The sequence below is a fragment of the Mycolicibacterium lacusdiani genome (assembly GCF_021916785.1).
Classification (GTDB): Bacteria; Actinomycetota; Actinomycetes; order Mycobacteriales; family Mycobacteriaceae; genus Mycobacterium; species Mycobacterium lacusdiani.
Map to the genome: position 1 here is coordinate 451,936 of NZ_JAKCFC010000003.1, position 20,649 is coordinate 472,584.

A 20,649-nucleotide genomic window follows, 5' to 3' on the forward strand; every position below is an offset into this window, starting at 1 on the left:
GGAACCACGGCCCGTGCGAGAAACCTGGTGACGCGCTAAGCAGCTGCGCTCACCGGCTGCCCACGATGGCCCGAGTAGGCCCGAGCCGGCTGTCGATTCATCGAAGAGACCAGGCGTTCGACGCCAGTTGCAACGAGAAGGATGTACACCACCTCATGAAATCCCTACACAGTTGGATGCGACGGCTCTCCGCCGTCACGCTGGTGGCACTGCTGCTGCCCGGGCTCGTCGCCCTGGCAGGCGGCGCAGCCACCGCTTCGGCCTACTCGCGGCCCGGCCTCCCGGTCGAGACGCTGATGGTGCCCTCGGCCGCGATGGGCCGCGACATCCCCGTCAGGTTCCAGGGCGGCGGCCCCAAGGCCGTCTACCTGCTCGACGGGCTGCGTGCGCGCGACGACAACAGCGGCTGGGACATCGAGACCGCGGCGTTCGAGAACTACTTCGAGTCCGGTCTGTCGGTCGTCATGCCCGTCGGCGGAATGTCGAGCTTCTACACCAACTGGCAGAACCCGGCCGTCGGCAACGGCACCACGCAGACCTACCAGTGGGAGACGTTCCTCACCTCCGAGCTGCCGTCGTACCTCGCGGCGAACAAGGGCATCTCGCCCAGCGGAAACGCCGTCGTCGGTCTGTCGATGTCGGGCAGCGCAGCGCTGATCCTGGCCGCGTACCACCCCGGTCAGTTCAGCTACGCGGGCTCGCTCTCGGGCTTCCTCAACCTGTCGCAGGGACTCTGGCCCACGCTGGTCGGATTCGCGATGCGCGATGCGGGCGGCTTCGACGCCTCGGCGATGTGGGGACCCGGCGGCGGCCCGGCATGGCAGCGCAACGACCCGACGCTGCAGGCCGGTCGACTCGTGGCCAACGGCACCCGCATCTGGGTGTACACCGGCAACGGCCGACCGGGTGACCTCGGCGGCGGCGGCGACATCGCCGGCCAGCTGCTGGAGAACATTACCCAAGACAGCAACCGGGCCTTCCAGCAGGCGTACACCGCTGACGGCGGAAGCAACGGCACGTTCAACTTCCCGCCCAACGGCACCCACGGCTGGGGCTACTGGGGTTCGCAATTGAACGCCATGAAGCCGGACATCCAGCGCACGCTGGGGGCCTAAGTACCAAACCTGATGCCGGGTGCTGCGACGACCGTCGCGGTGCCCGGCATCAGTCGTCTCTAGACGTCTTCCAGCGCTTCGCCGATCTCCTCGACGATCCGGTTGGAGTGTTGGTTCTCCACCAGCACGTGGCCCGCGGCGATGGCCAGGGCGATCGGCCATTCGATGATCTCCAGGGCCGCCAGCGCGCCCAGCGCCCCGTAGTAGGCGAGGTGCTCCGGGCGCGGCACCCGGATGCGTCCCACCACCGGCAGGTTGACCGCGAAACTCCGTGCGTCACGGACGCGTTCGACGGCCTCGCGGTGGCTGTCCGGCGACGTTTCTTCGGCCATTCGTCAACTCCTGGTCATGGCGTATTAGACGGGTGGACGTCCGACGCGTCGAGCGTGGCGGACGTGGCAACCTCTGGCTCGGATCCGTTGACCGACGTCGTCACCGGCGTGCTGACCGTTCCATTGCGCGAGCTGTACGCCGTGCTCTGGCGACTCGGCGTGCTGGAGGTCGACGGCGAGGGCTGATCCTCGCTCGCACGGCCCAGTACGCGCGGCGCGATCGCGGCGATGGCGGTCGCCCCCGCGGCGGTCGTCAGCGCCTGCCCCCAGCCCACCGGCCCTAGCGGCGTGCTGCCCAGCAGCTGGCTCACCCCGGGCGTGCTGATCAGCGCACCCAGTGTGAGCAGCGACCCGACTGCGGTGCCGACGACCAGCGGGCTGTGCGAGTCGATGAGCGTCTGACCCAGCTGCGTGGCGACCAGAGCGACCAGAGCAACGGTCGACGCCCGCTGCTGACGTCCCGTGACGCCGGCCATCGCCCAGGCCACCGAGGCCGCACCAGCCGTCGTCGCGCCACGGACCGCGACCGTGCGCCACAGCGCGGCCTCGTCGGGGCCGTTGCCCGCGCCGCGGGCCGGGGCAGTCGGTGGGCTCACCGCCAACGCAGCAGCCGGCAGCGCGTCGGTGAGCATGTTGACCAGCAGCAGCTGTCGTGTGTTCAACGGGGCGCGGCCCGTCAGCGCGGTCCCGAGCACCGCGAAGGCCACCTCGCCTGCGTTGCCGCCCAGTAGCACCGATACTGCCGCCTGCACGCGCTGCCAGAGTTGCCTGCCCTCCTCGAGCGCGTCGAGCAGCGACCCGATGCGTCCGTCGAGCAGCATCACGTCGGCCGCGCTGCGCGCCGGGTCACTTCCCTTCGACGCCACGCCGATGCCGACGGTCGCCGCGCGGATGGCCGCAGCATCGTTGGCCCCGTCGCCGACCATGGCGCACACCCGGTCGAGCCGTTCGAGGGTCTCGACGATCTGCACCTTGTGCTCGGGCGACATCCTGGCGAACACGATCCGCTCGCGGACGGCCTGCTCCTGGCCGCGCCGCGACAGCGCCTCCCAGTCGTGGCCGCTGATCACCTGATCCGGGCCGACTGCGAGGCCTAGTTCATTCGCGATCGCGGTCGCGGTGACCGGGTGATCGCCGGTGATGAGCCGGACGTCGATGCCCCGCTCGGCGAGGCCCGCCAGCACGCGGGCCGCGTCGGGCCGGGGCGTGTCCGACAGCCCGAGCAGCCCGACGAGTCGAAGCTCCTCGCGGCACATCGCGTCGAACACGTCGGCATCAGCGGTCGCCTCGCGTGCCTGGGCTTGGGTGAGGTCGCGCCGAGCGACGGCGAGCACACGCAGTCCGTCGGCGGCCATCTGCTGAACGCGGTCGGTGGCGGCGGTGTCACCGCACGCGGCGAGCAGCACCTCGGGTGCGCCCTTGATCGACAGCACGCTCCCGTGGATCGAGGCAGCGAACGGGCGCCCACTGCGGAACGGCAGGAACGCGTCGGCTGCACCCGCGTCTCCGTCGTCGATCCCGTCGCCCCCGTCGGCGACGGCTGCGTCGGTGGCGTGCTCGTGGCCGTCGCCGTTGGCGGGCGGGGTGGCGCGCACCGCGTGGCGCAGCACGTCCTCCTCGGCGCCGCCGAGCGCTTCCACCGACGTGACGCGCAGCCTGTTCTCGCTGAGCGTTCCCGTCTTGTCGAAGCACACCACGTCGACGCGGCCCAGCGCTTCCACCGAGCGCGGGCTGCGCACCAGCGCACCGAGAGCGCTGAGCCGGCGGGCCGATGCCTGCTGCGCCAGCGTGGCCACCAGCGGCAGCCCCTCGGGCACCGCGGCCACGCTCACCGCGACGCCGCTGCTGACGGCCCGCCGCAGGCCCGCGCCCCGCAGGATGCCGAGGCCGGTCACCACGGCGCCACCTGCGAGGCTGACCGGCAGTGCGCGGTTGGTGAGGTCGCGCAGCTGTGCCTGCAGACCCACCGAGGAGTTGTCCCGGCCGGGCGCCTGTTCGGCGCGTCGGGCCTGCGTCTGCGAGCCGACCGCGGTGACGATGCCGACCCCGGTCCCCGCGACGACGGTGGTCGTGGCGTGCAACATGGACGACCGCTCGGCGACGGGTGCGGCGGGCGTGGCCGCCAGACGCTTCGGCACGGGAAGCGACTCGCCGGTCAGCGACGACTCGTCGACCTCGAGATCTGTCGCCTCGGTCAGGCGGACGTCGGCCGGCACGACCTCGCCAGGGCGCACCTCGATGACGTCGCCAGGGCGCAGGTCGACGGCGTCGACCGTCTCTTCGCCGCCCCCGGTGAGCAGCCGGGCGGGCGGATCCTGCACTGCCAGAAGGCGATTCAGGAGGCGTTCGGCGCGCAACCTCTGCACGGCCGCCAGCGCGGCGTTGCCGGTAAGCACCGAGCCGACCAGGATCGCGTCGACGGGCGACCCGAGGATCGCGCTGGCCGCGGAACCGATCGCGAGCACCGGCGTCAGCGGGTCGGACAGTTCGTCCTTCATCGCGGTGGCGAAGTCGGCGACGTTCGACCTGACCGGGTCGCCGACCGCGCGGGCGATGCCGGTGACCGTGGACGCCGTTGCCTGGACGCGCGAGCGCGGCGCAGGGGCGGCGAGTCGTTCCGGGCGGGGCAGCTTGCGGCGCACCTGTTCGATCGACATCGCGTGCCATTCGAGCGTGGGCGGCGGCGCCGGCGTCGGGTCGCCGAGCACCTGCCGCGCGATGCGGTAGCCGGTCCACGCGCCGGCTCCTGCACCTGCGGTGACGGGTCCTGGGCCGCGGCCGCGGACGCCGGGCACCATCAGCAGGGCCCCGAGCACCGATGCTCCGGTGGCCAGTTGCACGCCGCGTTCACTGGCCCGTCGGGCAGCGGGGATCGCGTGCAGGACGCGCCACACGCCGTCGAGGTCGTCGGCGATGACGTCGGCATGCCAGCAGGCCGCGTCGATCGCGACGCCGATCGCCAGGTCGGCGTCGGCGAGCGCCTGTGCGGCGGCCGACGACACCAGGGCGACCGTGCGGCCGTCGTCCTGCAGGCGGCGCACCGATGCGGCGAGCGCGTCGTCGAGCCGCCCGTCGAATGGGTGCAGGTCGTCGAACGACGACCGCAGATCGTCGAGACCATCGACGTCAACTGACACGACTTCGATTGCGCTGCGGCGGATTTCGCGTAGCACCGACGATGCCAGGGCATGGGTGGCGTAGCGCACCAGCACTCGGCCACTCGCGCCGTCGCCTGCGGGCTCGTCGTGCCAGCCTGCGGTTAGCGCGTCGGCGTCGATCTGGTCCTGCGCCCACTGCCACACCTCGGCGCGGCGACGGTCGTCGACGTCGCGGATGCGCCCGACGCGTAGGTCGTCGGTCCACAGCACGCGCGGGTCGATGACGACGGCGTCGATGCGGTCGAGCCTGCGCAGCGCGTTCGAGCGCAGCGGGACGACGTCGTGGCGGTCGGCGAGTCCGCGTGCCAGGGTCCCGGCGAACGCCTCACGGGTGTTGCGCGCGGCCTTCGGTGCGGCGACCAACGCCGTCGTCGCGGCACCCGAGATACCGCCCGTGGCGATGCCGAGCACGATGGCGCCGACGCCCTGGATCACGCTGCTGCGGTCGCCGTGACGCTCGACGGGTCCCGACGGAAGTGGTTGCGGGCGTTCGTTGGGCCGGATGCCGTCCGTGGATTCGGCGTACCCGGCCAGCGTGGGCTCGTGGCGCTGCCAGGCCAACGCGGCCGACTGGGCCTCCGCGACGCGGACGAGGTGCATGAAGACGTCGACGGCCAGTGACGTGGGCGCCTGGCCGAGGGTGTAGCCGATGCTGGCGGCCAGCGCGAGGGCGGTGTCGGTGGCGTCCTCACCGAGCCACTCCTCCACCAGTCCGCGCAGGCGAGGCTGGTAGTCGACGAACGTCACCGCTGCCGACAGTCCTGGGACCAGCTTGGGCCACATCAGCGCTCGGCCGACCAGGGCCGTGGCCAGCCCGAGCGTGTTGGCCGTCAGCGCGGTGATGCTGCTCGCCAGCACGATGCCGTCACCGGGCAGGTCGATCGAGGGCTGGGTCGTGTCGACGTCGGCGTCGCGTTCGGCGGCCGCGACGGCGTCGGAGAGTTCGTCGAGCGACTCCGTGCCGTCGGTGTGCACGACGACGCGAGACAGCGCGTGATTGAGGTCGACGCGCAGTACGCCCGGCTGGTCGCGGACGTGACGCAGCACGGCTTGGGGCAGGAGGTCGCCGGGTTCGGAGTCGTCGAGGCCGCGGACCTCGATCCAGCACCTCCGGTCGCCCTGCCAGCGGCGCCGCGAGGGCGTGCGGCCGAAGATCTCCGCGGCGACGTCGGTGACGGCGTTGACGAAGTCGTTGGGGGTGGCGGTCGCGATGCGGGTGGGGTCGGTGACGAGGCCGACGCCCACCGTGGCGGCGACCGTGGCTGCGCGTACTCCAGTGTCCAGGGCGCGGAACGGGAGCGATACGGACGACCGCACCAGACGGGTCAGGTTCAAGTCTCTACTTCTTGGTCGTGGAACTGGATGCTGCGGTCTTGCCAGGGGAGGTCTTGCGAGGGGAGGTCTTGCGAGGGCTGGCCTTCTTGGCTGCCTTGGTCGCCTTGGCGGCCCCCGTGGTCGCGGTCGCCTTCACGGAGTCGGCGGGCGTGGCGTTGGCGGTCTTCTTCGGCGTTGCCTTCTTGGCCGGTGCCTTCTGAGCAGCCTTGGTGGGCGCCGCCTTGGTGGGCGTCTTGGTTGGGGTGGGCGTCGCGGTCTGCGCCGAACTCGCCGTCGCGGCCTGCGTAGTGCCGGGGCCCGGCTTGGACTCGGCCAGGTCGGGCACGGCGGACAGTCGCGCCTTGGCCGGCTCGGGCTGCTGCCGTTGATTCAGCCGGTGCAGCACCATCGCGGTGCCCCCGATGCCGACGAGTAGGGGCCACTCGACCAGACCGGCCGCTCCGACCGCTCCGATGGTCAGTGCAGCGGCGGGTCCGGAGTGGCTTCCCGTCCGGACTCCGTCGCGGGCACCGTTCACCGCACCTCGGATACCGCCGGCGACGCCGGAGATCGCGGCACCGCTCAGCGCTCCGGCCGTGGCCACCGTAGCCTCGGCTGCCTGCACGACGACGCGCGTCGCTGTCTGGATGATGTTCATGTCGCCCTCTTCCGCGCCCTGCGATTCACCCGTCGTTCACCGTCAGGACACCGGAGCGTACCCACGCAAGGTGAACTCAACCGTAGGCGAAGTCGTTCGGGTTGCGAAAGACTTTGACCGAAGCCGAATTTCGAGTTTGCTATCAGGCGGGTTTGACGGCGGCGTGCAGCGCCACGATGCCGCCGGAGAGATTCCGCCAGCGTACGTCGGACCAGCCGGCTGACGAAATGCGTTGCGCCAGTTCCGATTGCGTAGGCCATGCTCTGATCGAGTCGGCGAGGTATACGTAGGCGTCCGGGTTGGACGACACCACGGTCGCCATTCGCGGGAGCGCCTTCATCAGGTACTCCTTGTACGCCGTCGCGAACATCGCGTTCGTCGGCGTGGAGAACTCACAGACCACGAGACGGCCGCCGGGACGGGTCACTCGCGCCATCTCGCGCAGGCCCGCCTCGTGGTCGACCACGTTGCGGATGCCGAAGCTGATCGTCACCGCGTCGAACGTCTCGTCGTCGAACGGCAACCGCGTCGCGTCACCGGCCACCTTCGGCACGGGCCGCTGCGCGCCCGCGGCGAGCATGCCGACCGAGAAGTCACACGCCACGCACCACGCACCCGAGGCGGCCAGCTCCACGGTCGAGACGGCGGTGCCCGCAGCGAGGTCGAGGACGCGGTCGCCGGGCCCGATGCGTAGCGCCGCGCGCGTCGCCTTCCGCCAGAACCGGTCCTGGCCGAGCGAGAGCACGGTGTTGGTGATGTCGTAGCGGCGAGCGACGCCGTCGAACATCGACGCGACCTCGTGCGGCTTCTTCTCCAGCGACGCCCTGCTCACCAGTCAAAGCTACCTGTGAACATCCGCCGTCCGGGAATGGGTGATGGGCGATGGTGTTGAACGGCACAGACTCGCGAGACGCGACACGAACTCGAACACAGGAGAAGGCGATGGCGGAAAAGGTTTGGTTCATCACGGGCACGTCGAAGGGGTTCGGCCGGGAATGGGCGATCGCGGCGCTGGACCGCGGCGACAAGGTGGCGGCCACCGCGCGCGACGTGTCCACGCTCGACGACCTGGTGAGCCGATATGGCGACGCCGTGCTGCCGATCCGCCTCGACGTCACCGACCGAGACGCCGACTTCGCGGCGGTCGAGCAGGCCCACGACCACTTCGGCAGGCTCGACGTCGTGGTGAACAACGCCGGCTACGGGCAGTTCGGCTTCATCGAGGAGCTGTCCGAGGCCGACGCGCGCGACCAGATCGAGACGAACGTCTTCGGTGCGCTGTGGGTGACGCAGGCGGCGCTGCCGTTTCTGCGGGCACAACGCAGCGGCCACGTCATCCAGGTGTCGTCGATCGGCGGCATCACCGCGTTCCAGAACGTCGGCATCTACCACGCGTCGAAGTGGGCGCTGGAGGGCTTCTCCCAGTCACTGGCGCAGGAGGTGGAGAGCTTCGGGATCCACGTCACGCTGATCGAGCCGGGCGGCTTCGACACCGACTGGGCCGGACCGTCGTCGCGGCGCGCGACTCCCCTGCCCGACTACGCCGAGGTGCACGCCGAGGCCGACCGCCGTCGCAGCCAGCGGATGTCCGCCCCGGGCGACCCGAAGGCCTCGGCGGCTGCGCTGCTGAAGGTGGTCGACGCCGAGAAGCCGCCGCTGCGGGTGTTCTTCGGGTCACTGCCGCTGACGCTGGCCAAGGCCGACTACGAGAGCAGGCTGGCGACTTGGGAGGAATGGCAGCCCGTCGCCGAACTCGCCCAGGGTTAGCGATTCGTGGAACATTTCCCGCGCTGAGCGCAGGGGATGTTCCACGAATCGCGGGGGTCAGGCCGCGCGGACCCCGCGGATGCCGAGCACCTGCTCGTAGTGGCCGACCAGTTGGCCGCACACCGCCGGCCAGGTGCGCGCGAGCACGCTGCGCCGGGCGGCGGTCGAGTAGCGCTGCCGCTCGGCCAGCAGGTGCGCCACGGCGCCTGGCAGCTTGTCCTCGAACTCGTCGACGCCAAGCAGCAGGCCGGTGTGCATCGGGGCCACCAGGTCGCGCGGGCCGCCCGCGTTCGGCGCGATGACCGGTACGCCCGAGGCCATCGCCTCCTGCACCGTCTGGCAGAACGTCTCGTGCTCGCCGGGGTGGACGAAGACGTCCATGCTCGCGTAGGCCGCGGCCAGCTCGGCGCCGTACAGCGCTCCGGTGAAGACCGCCGAGGGCATGAGCGCGCGCAGCTTGGCCGAGTCGATGCCGTCACCGACGACGAGCAACTGGACCTCGCCGCGGCGGGCCAGCACCGCGAGGCGCTCGACGTGCTTCTCGGGGGCGAGCCTCCCGACGAAGCCCACGATCGGCTTGCCGTCGGGCGACCACGCCGCGCGCAGTCCACCGTTGCGCGCCGAGGGCACGAAGCCGGTGATGTCGACGCCGCGGCCCCAGTGGTGCACCCGGGGCACGCGGTGGGCGGTGAGGTTCTCCATCGCCGACGTCGACGGCGCCAGGGTGCGGTCGGCCATGCCGTGCAGGTGCCGCGTCCACGCCCATGCGGCGCGCGACATCACGCCGACGCCGTAGCTCTCCGCGAAGCCCGCGACGTCGGTCTGGAACACCGCCACCGTCGGCACGCCGAGGTAGCGGGCCGCGTGCAGTCCGCCGTAGCCGAGCAGCGCGGGCGACGCCAGGTGCACGACGTCGGGGTCGAAGCCGCGCAGCACGCCGACCATCCGCGGCCGCGGCACGCCCAACGGTAGCGACGTCACCTTGGGGAACATCCGCGACGGCACGCGGTGGACGCGAACGCCGTCGTGCACGCGTTCGGCGGGGTCCTGGCCCTTTGGAGTGTCCGGGGCGACCACCATCACTTCGTGGCCCGTGCGGCGGAGATGCTCGATCACCCGGAGCACTGAGTTCGTGACTCCGTTGACGTTGGGGAGGAAGCTCTCGGCGACGATGGCTACTCGCACACCGCAGAGCGTGGCAGCCGCGCCTGTCGCGGAGGTTGCCGCAAGGGATACGACACGCGAAGATTCCCACCCCCGCATACTGGGAGCGACGTGACGACCGAAGGAGCGCAGATGGGTCGGACGGGTCTGCTGGTCGCGATCGTGGCGGCCGTCCTCCTCACCGCCGGATGCACCAAGCAGGTCACCGGTGTCGCGCAACCCGATCCGGCCACCGCGCCCGTCGTCATCACCGAGGACGGGTACGGCATCCGCCTGGGATTCGACGATGCGCCCGTCGAGGTCGAGATCTTCACCGAGCCGCAATGCAGCCACTGCGCGGACCTGCAGGCCGACTTCGGCGACCAGCTCGCGTCCTACGTCGCGACCGGCCAGCTGGCCGTCACCTACCGGCCACTGACCTTCCTCGACGACGAGACCGACGGCCATTCGGCCCGCGTCGCGAACGCAATGTTCCAAGCGGCGACGCCGGACTCCGCCGAGGGCGCCGCTGCCACCGGCCCGCAGTTTCAGCGCTTCGTCCAGGAACTATGGGCCAACCAGGAGCCCGGCGGGCCAGGCCCCAGCGCCGAGAAGATGGCCGACATGGCCGGTCGCGCAGGCATCCCCGGTGCCGTCGTCGGCCGGATCTCCCACGGCGACATGGCATTCGACACCACCGGCATGTCGGACACGAACTACGAGTTCCTCTATGAGATCGACCCGGTCGACACCGGAACGCCGACGGTCTTCGACCTGGTGAACGGCGAGAAGATCGACGTCTACGACAACGACTGGCTCTCGACGCTCATGTCGTCCTGACGGTCGAGCCTGCGCGCCAGCAGCGCCAGTACCGCCAGCATTGCGCCCGCGATCACCCAGCCGAGCACCGCGATCGATCCAGCGGGGATGACCGCGAGCAGCGCGTTGCGGTCCCGCACGCGGACGACGTCGGGATCGTTCTCGTCGTACTCGACGTAGATCCGCATGCCGGTGTCGAGTTCCGACGGGTACAGCACGCCGAGTTCGGGCCGGTAGGTCACGCGGTCGGGGGTGACGAACTCGATGGTGGACCGCCGCGGTCCAGCGTCGAGCACCTCGGCCGCGGCGACGCCCATGTGCCGCTCGATCTGGCGGTCGTTGCGCCACGCACCGGCGATCAGCAGCACCGACTGCAGCGTCACCAGGCAGGCGAAGATCACGACCCCGATGCGGGCGTAGCGGATGACGCGTTGCGGCCTCGTCTCGCCCGGTTCGCCGTAGAGGTGCGGGATCAGGACGCGACGCACCGTGGCGACGGCCTCGGGGACGGCCTTGGTGAGCGTCGCGATCACGGCATGTCTCGCAGCGCGCTGCGGATCGCTGCGTGCAGCCCGCGCAGCGACGAACGGTCGGCCTTCACCTCCACGACGCGCATGCCGTCGAACGGTTCGGCGACGACGGCGGCGAGCTGATCGGCCTCCACCTGGGTCGCCTCGACGTGGTATGCCCGGCACAGCGCGCTGACGTCGACGTCGTGCGGGGTGCCGAAGATGCGCGACGAGACGTCGGAGAAGCGCGGGTCGCCCTGCTCGAGCAATTCGAAGATGCCGCCGCCGTTGTCGTTGGAGACCACGATCGTGAGGCTCTTCGGCCGCGGTTCGGTGGGGCCGATCAGCAGGCCGGAGCTGTCGTGGACGAACGTCAGGTCCCCCAGCAGTGCGACGGTCCGGCCCCCCGTTCGCTCGTGGGCCAGCGCGGCGCCGATGGCCGTGGACACCGTGCCGTCGATGCCCGCGACCCCGCGGTTGGAGCGCACCGAGATCCCCGGCCGTTGCAGACCGACCAGTGCCGCGTCCCGCACGGGGTTCGACGCCCCGAGCACCAGCTGGTCGCCGTCGCGCAGACCGTCGACGACCGCGGCGGCCACGTGCATGCCGGTGGTGAGGTGGTGGGTCTCGAGCTGGCTGCGGACGGTGTCGACGGCGGCCGCGTTGGCCTTCGCGCAGCGCGCGATCCACGCCGGGTCGGGCGTGCCGCTGAGCACCGCACGGGTGCCGGTGGCCTGCGAGTTGCCCGAGACGTCAGGCCAGCGAGGTCCGGTGGTGAGGGCGAACACCGGCACCGAGGAGTCGGCCAGCAGTGCCGATACCGGGCGGTGCAGGGTGGGCCGGCCCAGCATGATCACCTGGCGCGGCTTCAGCAGCGGCAGCGCCAGCGGGTGCAGCGGGTTGGCTGCCGGCGGGGCGGTGGGCTCGGCGACCGTCGGCAGATTGGCGAGGTTTGGGTGCACGCCTGCGCCGTGGCCGGCGATCACGACGGTGTCGGGCGTGACGTCGATGTCGAGCGGCTGATCGAACGACACCGTGGGCGTGACGGTCCACGACTTGCCGTCGGGCCGTCCGGGCGGCACCGCGTCGTCGACGTCGCCGGCGTCAGGCACCAGCGGCTCGCGCAGCGGGATGTCGAACTGCACTGGCCCGGCGTTGGCGCTGCGAGAACCCTTCGCCGCGACCAGGACTCGGCAGGTGGCAGAGCGCCACTGCGCGTTGAGGGCGTCGAGCTTCTCCGGCGACCCCTCGGCCAGACCGAGGCTGATGGTCTCGCGAACCTGGTTGCCGAAGTAGCCCAGCTGCTCCATCGTCTGGTTGGCGCCGGTGCCGAGGAGTTCGTAGGGCCGGTTGGCGCTCAGGACGATCAGCGGAACGCGCGCGTAGTTGGCCTCGACGACGGCGGGGCCGAGGTTGGCGACGGCGGTACCGGAGGTCATCGCGATGCAGACCGGCGAGGCCGCAGCGACCGCGAGCCCGATGGCGAGGAAGCCCGCGGTGCGCTCGTCGATGCGGACGTGCAGGCGCAGCCGGCCCTGCCGGTCGGCCTGTTCGAGGGCGAAGGCGAGCGGGGCGTTGCGGGAACCGGGACACAGCACCACGTCGCGGACGCCGCCGCGGACGAGTTCGTCGACGACGATGCGCGCCTGCGTCGTCGACGGGTTCATCGGTTCATCACCACTACTACAGCGTGTCACATGCCGTTCAGACCCCGGCGGCGAAGAACTCCAGAGCGGCTGCGTTGACCACGTCGGGACGCTCGAGGAAGCCGAGGTGTCCGGTGTCGGGAATCCGCAGGTACCGGCCATTGGGTAGGGCGTCGGCGACCTCGCGGCCGAGGTGCGGCGGCAACATGATGTCGTCGGCGAACCCGATGACCAGCGCCGGGGCGACGATGCTGCGGTAGGCGGGCAGCCGGTTGCCGTCCGGGGCCACGTCGATCTGGGCGCGCAGCCCGGGTGTGATCTTCGTCGGCCACATGGTGAACATGTCGATCCAGTCGCGTACGGCGGCGTCGTCGTTGAGCGTCTTCGGCGAGAAGCCCTCGAGCAACCGCAGCTTGGCGTCATAGGCGGGCGGCAGCTCGACGCCCGCGGCGTGGAACTCGCGCTCGGCCACCCGGGAGAACTCGCGCGTGCGGTCCTCGCGGCCGCGGGTGGCCATCAGCACCGCCGCCGACACCAGGTCGGGGCGGGCGAGCATCAGTTCCTGGGCGATGTAGGACCCCATCGAGACGCTCATGATGCGCACCGGGCCCAGGTCGAGCGACTCGATCAGCGCGGCGGTGTCGGCGACCATCTGAGCGGTGGTGAAGCCGGTGGCGTTCTCGGTGGCGCCGATCCCGCGGTTGTCGAACGTGATGACGCGGTAGCCGGCCCGCTGGAACGCGGGCACCTGATGCAGGTGCCACGTCCGTCCCGCTCCCCCGCGGCCGGCGATGAAGAGGACGGGGTCGCCGGATCCGCGGTCGTCGTAGGCCAGATTCACGCCCGCGACCCTACTTGAGAGCGATTCGTGCACCCCGAGGCGCGGTGAGCGCGCCCGAGCGTGCACAAATCACCGGGTGCGGGCGCGGACCTTGCCGATCGCGCGATCCCAGAGCAGCCGTACCGGCGCGGTGACCTGGCCGGTGGCGATCATGTCCCGTGACAGCAGCGCGGTCGCGGTGGCCTTCGTGGTCGCCGACGCCTTCGACATGTGGCCGGAGTCGAACGGCGGCTGCGGGTCGTATTCGATGACGAGCTGGATCACCTTGGCGCGCGCCTCGCCGGCGATCTGCCCGGCGAGCCACATCGCCATGTCCAGGCCCGCCGACACCCCTGCTGCAGTGACGAGCTTGCCCTCCCGCACGATGCGCTGATCACCGACCGGTGTCACCCCGAAGGTCCGCAGTAGCGTCAACGCGCTCCAGTGCGACGTCGCGCGGTGGCCGTCGAGCAGTCCGGCTGCGGCCAGCAGCACCGACCCCGTGCACACCGACGTCGTCCACGTCGACGTCTCGTGGGCGCGACGCAGCCACTCGAGCACCTTCTCGTCGCGGGCGTGTTCCATGGTGCCGGGACCACCGGGGACGAGAATGACGTCGGGCGAGGGGGTTTCGTCGAACGTGTGGGTGGCTCCGACGAGGAGGACGCCGGAGTCGGCGGGCACCGGTCCGGTCTCGTGCCAGACGAAGCGCACCTGCGCGTCGGGCAGGTTGCGCAGCACCTCGTAGGGACCGATGAAGTCCAGGGCGGTGAAGTTCGGATAGAGGACGATGGCGATCTGCATGGTGGTCTCCTGTGTTGGGTGGTCAGGCGGGGGCCGTGGCGAAGCTGCGCCGGTACTGGTCCGGTGAGACGCCCATCCGTCGAACGAAGTTGCGGCGCATGGTCTCCGAGGTTCCGAAGCCGCACCGCGCGGCGATCACGGTGACGGTGTCGTCGGTCTCCTCGAGTTGGCGACGGGCGGCGTCTGTGCGGATGCGTTCCACGTAGGCGCCGGGGGCCTCGCCGACCTCCTCGGTGAATAGCCGGGTGAAGTGCCGCGGGCTCATCGCGGCGCGACGCGCGAGGTCGGCGATCGCGTGCGCGCCGCCCGGATCCGACTCGATGGCCTCCTGCACGGCACGGATCGGCGCCCGCCTGGCGCGCGGCATCCACACCGGGGCGGCGAACTGGGTCTGGCCGCCGGGACGACGGAGGTAGAGCACCAACCAGCGGGCCACGGTCTGCGCGATCTCGGTGCCGTAGTCGTCCTCGACCAGCGCCAGCGCCAGGTCGATGCCCGCGGTGACGCCGGCGGCGGTCCACACGGTCTCGGAGCTGCGCACGAAGATGGGCTCGGGATCGACTCGGACAGCTGGGTATTCGCGGGCCAGCTGTCCGGCGAACGCCCAGTGCGTGGTGGCCGGGCAGCCGTCGAGCAGCCCCGCCTCGGCGGCGAGCAGCGCGCCGTTGCAGACGCTGACGACCCGGCGCGCGGTCTTGGCGACCCGCTGAATCCACGCGATGACCTCGGGGTCGCGGCGGACGTCGTCCGAGCCGAACCCGCCCGGCAGCACGACGGTGTCCAGCGCCGCACCGTCCTCGGGCAGCGGGTGCGCGACCAGTTCGAGACCCGTGCCGGTCTTGACCGACCCGCCACCGAGGGACACGACGGAGACGCCGTAACCGTCCCGACTCCGTCCGGCTGCGGCCAGGCAGGCGCTGGCGGCGGTGAAGACGTCGAACGGACCCACCAGGTCGAGGGCCTGCACGCCCTCGAAGCCCAGGATCACCACGGTCCGCCTCACGCCCTCAGTGTGGGCGACGGGGCCGATGGCGTCCATGCCACGTACCCCACGAATCAGGACACGGCCAACGTCGCGATCAGGCCGCGCCGAGCAGCGTGACCCGCAGCAGGTGGCGCACGACGGCCTGCGCCTCCGCGGTGCGCTCGTACTGCATCAGCCGACCCAGGTCGACCACCATCGCGAAGGCAGCGTGCACGGCGAATCTGGCTTCGCCCGAAGCGATCTCAGGCCTCGCCTCGGTGACCTGACGCGCCCACGCCGCCACGGTGGCCCGCTGGACGTCGGTCAGCGCGGCCAGGTCCTCGGCGGGCAGGTTGCCCCGCTCGGCGTAGTAGACGTATGCGAGTTCCGGTTCGGCGAAGGACCGGGTGACGAACGCGTCGATCAGCTGGCCGACCGCGTCGACGGGGCCGTCCGCGTCGGCGAGAGCCGCGGGTACGTCACCCGATACCCGTTCTGCCGCACGGCGATACGACACGGTCAGGATGGCGCTCTTGCCGGGAAAGAACCGGTAGAGACTCGAGGTAGGGATGCCTGCTGCAGCCGCGATGTCCTCCATGCCCGTCTCGCGGTAGCCACGCTCGTTGAACAGGCCCATCGCGGCGTGCAGGATCGTTTCGTACTCGCCTGCTGCCGCGGCCGGCGTGACGCGGCCGGGCAGGGGTCGCTTCTCCGCAGACCCATCGGGCAGGTCGGTGTCCCGCACGTCGCGCGCAATCCTGGTCAGGATCGCGTGCACCCGGTCGGTCGGGAGCTGAGCGCGGTGATCGGTGATGCTTCCTATGGCACTGAGCACCGTCGACGACAGCGTCCACCGCTGCCGGGACGTCAGGTTCGGACGCAGTTCCGTCAACGGCCGCTGGAGCCTGCGATTCACCAACTTGACCTGGCCGTTCAGGACGGCCTGGTCCTGCTCTTCGAGGTAGCGCCCCTCCCAGCGGTACAGCCCGCCGCTGACGCGGTACGTGAGCGTCGTCGCGATCAGCGCGGTGACGAGGCGGTCCCAGGCCTGTTCCGGGGTCTCGCCATCGGACTCGTCGGCGAACGCGGTGCAGTCGACCAGCTGCTGACCCAGTGCGAGGACGGCGAGTCGGAAGAGGTCGTACTTGCCTGCGTAGTGGCGGTACAGCGACGTCGCCGTCACACCGACCCGACGAGCGATGTCGTCCATGCTGACCCGGTGATAGCCGAGTTCGCTGAATGCCTCCGCCGACGCGCGGGCGATCTGCTCCTTGCGATCCTTTGGGCGCCTGCGCACGACGTCAGCTGATCACGACGTGAGCGGTAGGCACTCGGTTATGCGCTCGATCCACCACTGCCTGCGTTGCGATGTCGCCGCGAGTGCCGTGAGCCGCGCGGGGTCGGGCACGACGGCCGCAATCGGCAGATAACCGTCGACGGGTAGCAGCGGTTCGGTGACGTCCTCGACGAACAGTCCGCCGGTGCCCAACCCGCATGCGTGCCGGAGTTCGGGCAGGCACCCGGCGGCCAGCAGGCCCTGCGACATGCCGACCGCCGAATCCAGGGCGCTCGACACGACGATCGGCACGTCCACCTGCGCTGCGATGTCGAGCAGACGTCGAACGCCACCGAGAGGCGCCACCTTCACGACCGCGACGTCGGCCGCCTTCGCGCGCACGACGAGCAGCGGATCGTCGGCCTTGCGGATGCTCTCGTCGGCCGCGATGGGGACGTCGACCAGGCGGCGCACCTCGGCGAGTTCGGGCACCGTCGCGCACGGCTGCTCCAGGTACTCGAGCGGGCCGCCGACGGTCAGGGCACGGGCCGCTTCTACGGCCTGGGCCACCGTCCACCCGCCGTTGGCGTCGACCCGCACCGTCGGCACCAACGCCCGCACCGCCTCCACGCGGGCGACGTCGTCGGCGAGCGTCTGCCCCGCCTCGGCCACCTTCACCTTCGCGGTACGAGCGCCGGGAAAGCGGGCCAGCACCTCGGGCACCCGTGCGGCCTCGACCGCAGGCACCGTCGCGTTGATCGGGATGCGGCGGCGCACCGGGGCCGGCGGCTCGACGTAGGCCGCCTCGATCGCCGAAGCCAGCCAGTGCGACGCCTCGGCGGGACCGTATTCGAGGAACGCCCCGAACTCACCCCAGCCGCTCGGCCCCTCGAACAGTGCGACTTCGCGAACGTCGATGCCGCGGAACCGAACTCGCATCGGCAGCGCGATGACGTGCAGGCGGTCGACGAGGTCGTCGAGGTGCGGGGTCACGCCGTCCATCATGCCGCTAGGCGGGACAACGGCCTCACACGGTGGACCGCTCGCGCCCCTCCCAGTGCGGCTTGCGGAGGTCCTTCTTGAGGATCTTGCCGGTGGGGTTGCGCGGCAATTCGTCGAGGATGTCGACGGTCTTGGGGCACTTGTAACTGGCCAGCCGCTCGCGCGCCCACGAGATGATGTCGCTCTCGGACGCCTCGCCCTCCAGCGCCACGACGGCCTTGACGGCCTCGCCCCACTTCTCGTCGGGCACGCCGATCACCGCGACCTCGGTCACCGCGGGGTGCTCGGCCAGGACGCGCTCGACCTCGATCGAGTAGACGTTCTCACCGCCGGTGATGATCATGTCCTTGAGCCGGTCCTCGACGAAGATGTAGCCGTCCTCGTCGACCCGGCCGATGTCGCCGGTGCGGAACCACCCGTCCTCGGTGATCGCCTCGGCCGTCGCCTCGGGCTTGTTGTGGTAGCCCTTCATCAATTGCTTGGTGCGGAACCACAATTCGCCCTGCTCGCCGGACTCCACGTCTTCGAGGCTGTCGGGGTCGACCACCCGCACCTCCGCCCCGGGCACCAGCCGCCCGGCACTCACCAGGCGCTCCTCGTTGTCGCCGCGGTGGTCCTCCGGCGCGAGCAGGCTGATCACGCCGCCCACCTCGGTCAGCCCGTAGGCCTGGATGAAGTCGGTGTCGGGCCACGCCTGCAGCGCCTGGCGCAGCAGCGGCAGCGGCATCGGCGACGCGCCGTACCCGTAGGTCTTCAGCGCGCTGAACAGCTTGACCGCGTCCTCGCCCGACTCGAGCACCTTGGCGAGCACCGCGGGCACCAGGAAGGTCCGGTTTGCTCCGGACAGGATGCCGCCGGCCAGCTGTGCTCCGTCGACGTCGCGGGTCATGTAACTGGTGATCCCGGTGTGCAGGCCCAATTGCATGTACGACGTACCGCCGACGTGGAACAGCGGCATCGCGACGAGGTTCTTGTCGCCCTCCTGCAGTTCCCAGCCCGCGAACGCGTTGGCGGTGTGCGCGATCAGATTGGCCTGGGTGAGCGAGACGCCCTTCGGCCGGCCGGTGGTGCCCGAGGAGTACATGATGATGCAGACGTCGTCGGGTTCGACGTCGGGCGAACGGTCGACCGGAGTGGCCGCGGCCAGCATGGCCTCGTACTCGTCGCCCTCGGCGCCGTCGGGCGTCACTTCGATGACGTGCTCGATGCCACTCAGCTTGTCGCGGATCTTGTCTATGCCCGCCTTGAGTTCCGCGCCGACGATCAGCAGCTTGGCGCCGCAGTCGTTGAGGACGTAGTCCATCTCGTCGCCGGCCAGCCGGAAGTTGACGATGGCGGTGGCGGCACCCAGAGATGCTGCGGCCAAAGTGGTTTCGACGCACGCGGGGTGGTTCTTGTCGAGGAAGGCGACGACGTCGCCACGGGAGACGCCGCGCTCGCTCAGCGCGCCGGCCAAGCGGCGGATGCGGTCGTACCACTGCGACCACGTCCAGGTGCGGCCGGAGAAGGTGACGGCTTCGTCGTCCGGCTTGGTCGTGGCCCAGTGGGCGACGCGTTCGTCGAGGAATCGGGGATCAGGCAGCGCGGACATGCCAAGAGGGTGCCATGACAACAAGCGTTGTCAACCGGCTTTGGCATAAACGCGCTTACCCGCAAGGTAGGTCGCGCGCACTTCGAGGTCCGCGATGTCCTCTGGCGGCACGGTCCGCGGATCGGCCGACAACACCACCAGGTCGGCGTACTTGCCGACCTCCAGCGATCCGATCACGTCGTCCGAGAACAACTGCCACGCCGCATCGATGGTCTGTGCACGGATGGCCTGCTCGACGGTGATCCGCTGCTCCGGCCCCAGCACGCGGCCGCTAGGCGCCGTGCGGGTCACGGCGACGCCGATGTTGCGAAGCGGCTCCTCCGGCGTGACGGGCGGGTCGTTGTGCAGCGAGACCCGCATGCCGGTGGCCAGCGCCGAACCGACCGGCATCCAGCGCGACGCGTGCTCCTCGCCGAACAGCCCGTCGGCGAGGACGTCGCCCCAGTAGTGGATCTGGTCGACGAAGATGCTGCACGTGATGCCCATGTCGTGGGCGCGGCGGAGCTGCTCGTCGGTGATGGCGCCGACGTGCTCGAGCCGCAGTCGATGATCTTCACGCGGATGTGCTTGCAGCGCTTGGGAGTACACGTCGAGGATCGTGTCGACGCCGTTGTCGCCCTGCACGTGGCACGCCATCTGCCAGCCCAGCGGGAAGTAGGCGTCGACGATCTCGGTCAGCTGTTCACGGGTGTAGTTGGCGCATCCGCACGAGCCGGGCACGACGCCGATCGACCGGGTGGCCTCGGTGTCGAGGTAGGGGAACGTCAGGTCGATGTTGCCGATCCACGGCGACCCGTCGACCCAGATCTTGATGCCGACCTGCTTGACCACGTCGTCGCCGTTCACTGGCTGCGCGGCCGTCGTCATCCGGGCCGTCGACATCTCGTAGGTGCGCAACCGCACGGTGAGGTGGTCGTGCAGCGCGTCGAGGGCCGGCTGGAACATCGGGTCGAACGCCATCTCCGAACACGTCGTAAGCCCGGCCCGGTTGAGCCGCGCGCACTCGGCGAGCAGCATCGCCGGATACCCGGCCACGTCCATCACGCCGCCGATGAGCGAGAACACTGCACCCGACTCGACGGCCGTGCCGTCGAGGTTCCCGTCGGCGTCGCGCCCATACGAGGCACCCTTCGGGTCGGGGGTGTCGCGGGTGAGACCGAGCGTGCGCGCGGCCGCGGTGTTGAAGAACGCCTTGTGGCCGGAGTTGTGGATGATCACCAGCGGGGTGTCGGGCGCCTGGGCGTCGAGCCACTGCAGCGTGGGCTCGGGCAGCCCCTCCTGCAGCAGCGGATCCCAGCCGTTGAGGTAGGCGCCGTCCGATCCCCGCTTGGCGACCTCGTTGCGGATGGCGGCCAGCACGTCGTCGGTGGCACGCATCGTGACGGGCCGGATGTCGACGATGCGGTCGGCCAGCACGATGGCCTCCATCAGCGGGTGCCCGTGCGCCTCGACGAAACCGGGCATCACGCATGCGTCGCCGAGTTCGACGACGTCGGTGTCGGGCCCGACGAAGGGTGTGACGTCGGCGCGCGTCCCGACCGCGACGATGCGGCCGCCGGTGACCGCGAGCGCCTCGGCCGTCGGCCGGTTCTCGTCGACGGTCAGAACGGTTCCGTGAACGACCAGGTCAGCGTGCGTCGGGGAGGACATGCACCGGATTCTTCAGAAAAGTTCGCGTCGCGTGTCGATTTCGGGGCTTGCCGTTCGACGTGTCATCGAGGGCACGATGAC

17 protein-coding genes and 1 pseudogene are annotated in these 20,649 nt (G+C 70.5%); 4 read left to right on the top strand and 14 right to left on the bottom strand.

Features of this window, described 5'->3' with window-relative positions; translation table 11 throughout:
* Nucleotides 1-155 precede the first annotated feature (155 nt).
* Nucleotides 156-1,115: an alpha/beta hydrolase gene (locus LOK44_RS11790; RefSeq protein WP_237570153.1), complete on the top strand. Its 960-nt coding sequence runs from the start codon at nucleotides 156-158 to the stop codon at nucleotides 1,113-1,115.
* A gap of 59 nt (nucleotides 1,116-1,174) precedes the next feature.
* On the opposite strand, the gene LOK44_RS11795 is transcribed toward LOK44_RS11790, so the two are convergent.
* Complete coding sequence (locus LOK44_RS11795; protein WP_237570154.1) at nucleotides 1,175-1,447, bottom strand: hypothetical protein; 273 nt, start codon at nucleotides 1,445-1,447, stop codon at nucleotides 1,175-1,177.
* Here LOK44_RS11795 and LOK44_RS29960 point away from each other — a divergent pair.
* Nucleotides 1,328-1,579, top strand: a pseudogene (locus tag LOK44_RS29960) (hypothetical protein); the annotation flags it as partial. The gene LOK44_RS11795 and the pseudogene LOK44_RS29960 sit on opposite strands and share 120 nt — an antisense overlap.
* On the opposite strand, the gene LOK44_RS29965 reads toward LOK44_RS29960, so the two are convergent.
* From LOK44_RS29965 to LOK44_RS11815, 3 genes are all read right to left on the bottom strand, one after another.
* Entirely contained in the window at nucleotides 1,462-5,940 is a 4,479-nt protein-coding gene (locus LOK44_RS29965; RefSeq protein ID WP_308192733.1) for a cation-translocating P-type ATPase, read from the bottom strand. The pseudogene LOK44_RS29960 and the gene LOK44_RS29965 sit on opposite strands and share 118 nt — an antisense overlap.
* 4 nt (nucleotides 5,941-5,944) lie before the next feature.
* Complete coding sequence (locus tag LOK44_RS11810; protein ID WP_237570155.1) at nucleotides 5,945-6,577, bottom strand: hypothetical protein; 633 nt, start codon at nucleotides 6,575-6,577, stop codon at nucleotides 5,945-5,947.
* Nucleotides 6,578-6,719: 142 nt separating this feature from the next.
* Complete coding sequence (locus LOK44_RS11815; protein ID WP_237570156.1) at nucleotides 6,720-7,409, bottom strand: demethylmenaquinone methyltransferase; 690 nt, start codon at nucleotides 7,407-7,409, stop codon at nucleotides 6,720-6,722.
* A gap of 110 nt (nucleotides 7,410-7,519) precedes the next feature.
* On the opposite strand from LOK44_RS11815, the gene LOK44_RS11820 reads away from it, so the two are divergent.
* On the top strand, nucleotides 7,520-8,344 hold the full coding sequence (locus tag LOK44_RS11820) for an SDR family oxidoreductase (protein ID WP_237570157.1): 825 nt from the start codon (nucleotides 7,520-7,522) through the stop codon (nucleotides 8,342-8,344).
* A 57-nt stretch (nucleotides 8,345-8,401) separates the two neighbouring features.
* Here LOK44_RS11820 and LOK44_RS11825 read toward each other — a convergent pair whose 3' ends face one another.
* Nucleotides 8,402-9,529: a glycosyltransferase family 4 protein gene (locus LOK44_RS11825; RefSeq protein WP_237570158.1), complete on the bottom strand. Its 1,128-nt coding sequence runs from the start codon at nucleotides 9,527-9,529 to the stop codon at nucleotides 8,402-8,404.
* 90 nt (nucleotides 9,530-9,619) lie between these two features.
* On the opposite strand from LOK44_RS11825, the gene LOK44_RS11830 reads away from it, so the two are divergent.
* Nucleotides 9,620-10,327, top strand: coding sequence for a DsbA family protein (locus LOK44_RS11830; RefSeq protein ID WP_308192734.1), 708 nt, complete (start codon nucleotides 9,620-9,622; stop codon nucleotides 10,325-10,327).
* Here the strand turns inward: LOK44_RS11830 and LOK44_RS11835 are convergent.
* The 9 genes from LOK44_RS11835 to LOK44_RS11875 all read right to left on the bottom strand — a co-directional run bounded on the left by LOK44_RS11835 (nucleotide 10,288) and on the right by LOK44_RS11875 (nucleotide 20,568).
* Nucleotides 10,288-10,839, bottom strand: a complete 552-nt coding sequence (locus LOK44_RS11835; protein WP_237570159.1) for a DUF3592 domain-containing protein — start codon at nucleotides 10,837-10,839, stop codon at nucleotides 10,288-10,290. The genes LOK44_RS11830 and LOK44_RS11835 overlap by 40 nt on opposite strands.
* Complete coding sequence (gene menD, locus LOK44_RS11840; protein WP_237570160.1) at nucleotides 10,836-12,482, bottom strand: 2-succinyl-5-enolpyruvyl-6-hydroxy-3-cyclohexene-1-carboxylic-acid synthase; 1,647 nt, start codon at nucleotides 12,480-12,482, stop codon at nucleotides 10,836-10,838. Before menD ends, LOK44_RS11835 begins: the two co-directional genes overlap by 4 nt.
* Before the next feature lie 37 nt (nucleotides 12,483-12,519).
* Nucleotides 12,520-13,302 carry an alpha/beta fold hydrolase gene (locus tag LOK44_RS11845; RefSeq protein ID WP_237570161.1) on the bottom strand — a complete coding sequence of 261 codons (783 nt, stop codon included), beginning with the start codon at nucleotides 13,300-13,302 and terminating at the stop codon, nucleotides 12,520-12,522.
* 69 nt (nucleotides 13,303-13,371) lie between these two features.
* Nucleotides 13,372-14,085, bottom strand: a complete 714-nt coding sequence (locus LOK44_RS11850; RefSeq protein ID WP_237570162.1) for a DJ-1/PfpI family protein — start codon at nucleotides 14,083-14,085, stop codon at nucleotides 13,372-13,374.
* Between the two features lie 22 nt (nucleotides 14,086-14,107).
* On the bottom strand, nucleotides 14,108-15,088 hold the full coding sequence (locus tag LOK44_RS11855; protein ID WP_237570163.1) for a GlxA family transcriptional regulator: 981 nt from the start codon (nucleotides 15,086-15,088) through the stop codon (nucleotides 14,108-14,110).
* Nucleotides 15,089-15,164: 76 nt separating this feature from the next.
* Complete coding sequence (locus LOK44_RS11860; RefSeq protein WP_237570164.1) at nucleotides 15,165-16,346, bottom strand: TetR/AcrR family transcriptional regulator; 1,182 nt, start codon at nucleotides 16,344-16,346, stop codon at nucleotides 15,165-15,167.
* 12 nt (nucleotides 16,347-16,358) lie between these two features.
* Nucleotides 16,359-17,327, bottom strand: a complete 969-nt coding sequence (locus LOK44_RS11865) for an o-succinylbenzoate synthase (protein WP_237570596.1) — start codon at nucleotides 17,325-17,327, stop codon at nucleotides 16,359-16,361.
* A 25-nt stretch (nucleotides 17,328-17,352) separates the two neighbouring features.
* Nucleotides 17,353-18,918 carry a long-chain-fatty-acid--CoA ligase gene (locus tag LOK44_RS11870; RefSeq protein WP_237570165.1) on the bottom strand — a complete coding sequence of 522 codons (1,566 nt, stop codon included), beginning with the start codon at nucleotides 18,916-18,918 and terminating at the stop codon, nucleotides 17,353-17,355.
* Between the two features lie 30 nt (nucleotides 18,919-18,948).
* Nucleotides 18,949-20,568 (bottom strand): amidohydrolase, encoded by a 1,620-nt coding sequence (locus LOK44_RS11875; protein ID WP_237570166.1) that lies wholly within the window; start codon nucleotides 20,566-20,568, stop codon nucleotides 18,949-18,951.
* Nucleotides 20,569-20,649 lie beyond the last annotated feature (81 nt).

Coding starts and splice junctions, on each gene's coding strand:
- LOK44_RS11850 (WP_237570162.1), bottom strand. CDS start 14,085: ATGCAGATCGCCATCGTCCTCTATCCGAACTTCACCGCCCTGGACTTC.
- LOK44_RS11870 (WP_237570165.1), bottom strand. CDS start 18,918: ATGTCCGCGCTGCCTGATCCCCGATTCCTCGACGAACGCGTCGCCCAC.
- menD (WP_237570160.1), bottom strand. CDS start 12,482: ATGAACCCGTCGACGACGCAGGCGCGCATCGTCGTCGACGAACTCGTC.
- LOK44_RS11795 (WP_237570154.1), bottom strand. CDS start 1,447: ATGGCCGAAGAAACGTCGCCGGACAGCCACCGCGAGGCCGTCGAACGC.
- LOK44_RS11790 (WP_237570153.1), top strand. CDS start 156: ATGAAATCCCTACACAGTTGGATGCGACGGCTCTCCGCCGTCACGCTG.
- LOK44_RS11810 (WP_237570155.1), bottom strand. CDS start 6,577: ATGAACATCATCCAGACAGCGACGCGCGTCGTCGTGCAGGCAGCCGAG.
- LOK44_RS11820 (WP_237570157.1), top strand. CDS start 7,520: ATGGCGGAAAAGGTTTGGTTCATCACGGGCACGTCGAAGGGGTTCGGC.
- LOK44_RS11875 (WP_237570166.1), bottom strand. CDS start 20,568: ATGTCCTCCCCGACGCACGCTGACCTGGTCGTTCACGGAACCGTTCTG.
- LOK44_RS11865 (WP_237570596.1), bottom strand. CDS start 17,327: ATGGACGGCGTGACCCCGCACCTCGACGACCTCGTCGACCGCCTGCAC.